Here is a 2,914-nt window from a genome sequence, read left to right on the forward strand (position 1 = left end):
CGCTGGTTTTCACCCCCGACCACTTGCCCCTTTTTCGCACTGCCCCCCGCCCCCCCCCCACCGCCCCTTATTTTGTCCGCGGACAAAAGTCGGGACGGTGCGCAGTGGGGAGAGCCCTGATGAAGACCCGGCACAAAGGAAGCGGCACACCCGAGCCGGAGGAGCCCTGGAACGAGATGGCGCCAGCGCTCTGGATGGGGGGCCACTATCGGGCTGACGCCGCCCTGGGCGGGACTCGTCGGGTCGTCGTCGGCAAGGAGTTCGCACTGGTCATCAGCTTGTACGCGAGCTCCAGCCATGGCCCTCCGCCGGACGTCAACCACCTCGTGGTCGAAATCCCCGACAGCCGGCTCAGGGCGGAGCAGCTGTATACGGTCCTGCGCTTGGGGCACGAACCGCTGCTCGAGAAGCACGCGAAGGGCGGCCGACCCTGGTCCGTTGCAACGCCGGTTACAACCGCTCCGGCTTGGTTGTGGCACAGCCCTCGTCGAGTTGGGGCATGACGTGCCGACGGCCATCGACCTGGTCGGCCGACGAAGGTCACCCTGGGCTCTCAACAACCTCCCTTTCGTGGACTACCTCATGACCGGCCTGGAGGTGGCCGCTCTCCTCGCGGGGTTGGATTCGCTCCCCTGACGTAAGAGCCGTTCCGTGCATGCACGCCCCCTCACAGGCCGGCTTGCCGGAGAAGTGCTTCCGCCTCCTCGCGGGTAGCCGGCGAAGGGGCTGGGGCGGGAGGTGGGCCCGCGTGCAGGCCTCGGCGGGAAGACACGAGCCACTCCGTCAGGAGGTCGTCGGACTCCAGCGTCGGCAGGAGCCGCTCAAGCAAGGCCGGCGGCAGGTCCGGACGAGCCGCTATCGCGCTGCGGACTGCAACGTCCGGATCTCCGGCCAGCACGTCGCGCAGGGCGGCGGGCAGCTCGGCATGGTCGGCGACGGCTTCACGCACACGGGGGTCGGGATCGGCAGCCAGTTCCGGCGTCGGATGCGCATGCCGGACGGCAGCGGCACGCGTCGCGGGGTCGGCCAGAAGACCGGGCAACAGCTCCGGGGGCGGGGAGTACGCCAGAACAGCCTCCCGGCGCACGCGTGGCTCGGGGTCCGTCAGCATCGCCCGACGCACCGGGTCGGGAGCGGCCCGCCAGTTTTGGATGACCGACACCCGGACGCTGGGCTCAGGGTCCACGGCCAGGCAGCCCATCAGGTCCGGCGTCACGTGTTCATTCGATGTGAGGAACTGCCGGACTGAGAGATCCGGCTCGGCTGCCAGGCGGGCGAGCAGACCGGGCGGCTCGTCCCTCGCGCTCCCAGCCACTGCGCACCTGACCGCTGAATCCGTGTGCTCAGCGAAGCGCGCCCTGACCTCGTCAGGTAGAGAAGAGTTGCTGGCGAGGGAGCGCGACGAACCCAGCGCGATGATCTCCTCGATCAGTTCCTCGGACAGGTCCTGACGCAGCAACGCGGCCGCGCGGCGGGCTGCTGGATGCTGGAGCAAGCGCAGCACGTCGAGCGCGTCGGCAACATCGGAGGGCAACCCAAGCGTCATACCCGCACCGTATCTGGCCTCCGGTGTCCCGTCTCAGACCTTTCAGGTGTTGGGCCGTTGACCTGTGGGGTGACAGGTTGAATCGCGACTTACTGGTGGGATGGCGGGACGCCGCGGAAGCTCCGTGGGCGGTGCCGCTGGCGTGTCTCATGGATCATGGCGAGGGTGATGCCGCCTGACCAGGGCCTTGTCAGTATGGCGAGACGCTTGATGCCCGGTTTCGCACTAAAGATGGCCATTTCCCGATCAGAGGCCGCAGCAGTGGATGCGTTCAGGAAGGATGTCGCCGCTGACGATCCTGGAACTGCCGACGGGCGGTCGACCAAACGACCTCGAACTCATTGGCCGACAACCGCTGCGGGTCGTGCCCCTCCCACTCAGAGATGGGCAGCTCGGCGGTCAGACCATAGACGCTCTCGTATGCGGCCAACCGACCGTCTCTCTGGGCTTCTTGCCACTCGACCAGTGAGGCAGCGGCCAATGCCTTGTTTCCGGGCTCCTGCAACTCGACTTGCCGGATCACGTGCCCATCGGTGTCCAGCTCGAAGTAGAACCAGAAGGCTTCCTCGCCCCAGAAACAGCGAACCCAGGTCACTGGTTCACCGTGTCGAAGGGCTCGTCGTGCCAGCGCCAGCCGGCGGTTCCGTCGTCGTGGATGTGCAGCATGAACTCCGCGACCGGGCTGCCGTCGGGGAACGTCATGGTGAGCGCATTGCGGATCTGGGTGTAGCAGGCGTCGGCCTGCTCCCAGTCCTCCTCGTCGACAGCTCGCTCTTGCTCACGGAAGAGAAGGCGGAACTGTTCAAAGCCAGGGAGCGTCTCGACTTCGGCGTGAGTCCAGGGCATGTCGGCGCCGGTAACCGTCAGCCGGGCGATCTCCTGGTCACCGTGGTGGAGCCGCCAGTTGCTGCCGGTGGTCAGGTTCGGGTCGGTCATGTCCCCATGATGGCGATCACCACTGACAGGCGGGGAGCAGGGTCACGGCACCTTCTCGATCATGCGTGACCACCTCACGCAGTGGAGGCTGGTGGGGTGCGACGTTGAGTCGCTGCGCCGCTTCGATGGGCAATTGAGGATGGGCTTGCCAGTATGCCGAGGTGAACCGGCCGGTGAGGACCACGGGTTCCGGGTAGGTGGCCAGCTCGATCCGGACTTCGGAGGGACGACGAGGATCACCGAACGGGTCCTCGCCCAACACGTCGAATCGCCTGTTCCAGCGTTGCCGCAGTGACTCACCGCTGCTCTCTGGCATACGCGCCGTCGGGCGCGGAGCCGAGGGGTGGGGGGGGGCGGGCGGGGGGGGGGCGGGGCCGGCGGGGGGGGGCCGCGCGGGGGGGGCTGTCAAGCGCGCCCGAAACGACCAGAAAG

4 protein-coding genes are annotated in these 2,914 nt (G+C 67.5%); 1 reads left to right on the top strand and 3 read right to left on the bottom strand.

The window, feature by feature from the left end:
• Positions 1-504 precede the first annotated feature (504 nt).
• Positions 505-636 (top strand): hypothetical protein, encoded by a 132-nt coding sequence (locus AB0B01_RS30580; protein WP_361726172.1) that lies wholly within the window; start codon positions 505-507, stop codon positions 634-636.
• 31 nt (positions 637-667) lie between these two features.
• Here the strand turns inward: AB0B01_RS30580 and AB0B01_RS30585 are convergent, their stop codons facing one another.
• From AB0B01_RS30585 to AB0B01_RS30595, 3 genes are all read right to left on the bottom strand, one after another.
• Complete coding sequence (locus tag AB0B01_RS30585) at positions 668-1,546, bottom strand: hypothetical protein (protein WP_361726175.1); 879 nt, start codon at positions 1,544-1,546, stop codon at positions 668-670.
• A gap of 271 nt (positions 1,547-1,817) precedes the next feature.
• Complete coding sequence (locus tag AB0B01_RS30590) at positions 1,818-2,141, bottom strand: hypothetical protein (protein WP_361726178.1); 324 nt, start codon at positions 2,139-2,141, stop codon at positions 1,818-1,820.
• Positions 2,138-2,482 carry a hypothetical protein gene (locus tag AB0B01_RS30595; protein WP_361726181.1) on the bottom strand — a complete coding sequence of 115 codons (345 nt, stop codon included), beginning with the start codon at positions 2,480-2,482 and terminating at the stop codon, positions 2,138-2,140. Before AB0B01_RS30595 ends, AB0B01_RS30590 begins: the two co-directional genes overlap by 4 nt.
• Positions 2,483-2,914 lie beyond the last annotated feature (432 nt).

The organism is Streptomyces sp. NPDC044571, assembly GCF_040647115.1.
Lineage (GTDB): Bacteria > Actinomycetota > Actinomycetes > Streptomycetales > Streptomycetaceae > Streptomyces.

Excerpts from the sequence above, each read along its gene's own strand:
- AB0B01_RS30585 (WP_361726175.1), bottom strand. The coding sequence starts at position 1,546 with ATGACGCTTGGGTTGCCCTCCGATGTTGCCGACGCGCTCGACGTGCTG.
- AB0B01_RS30595 (WP_361726181.1), bottom strand. The coding sequence starts at position 2,482 with ATGACCGACCCGAACCTGACCACCGGCAGCAACTGGCGGCTCCACCAC.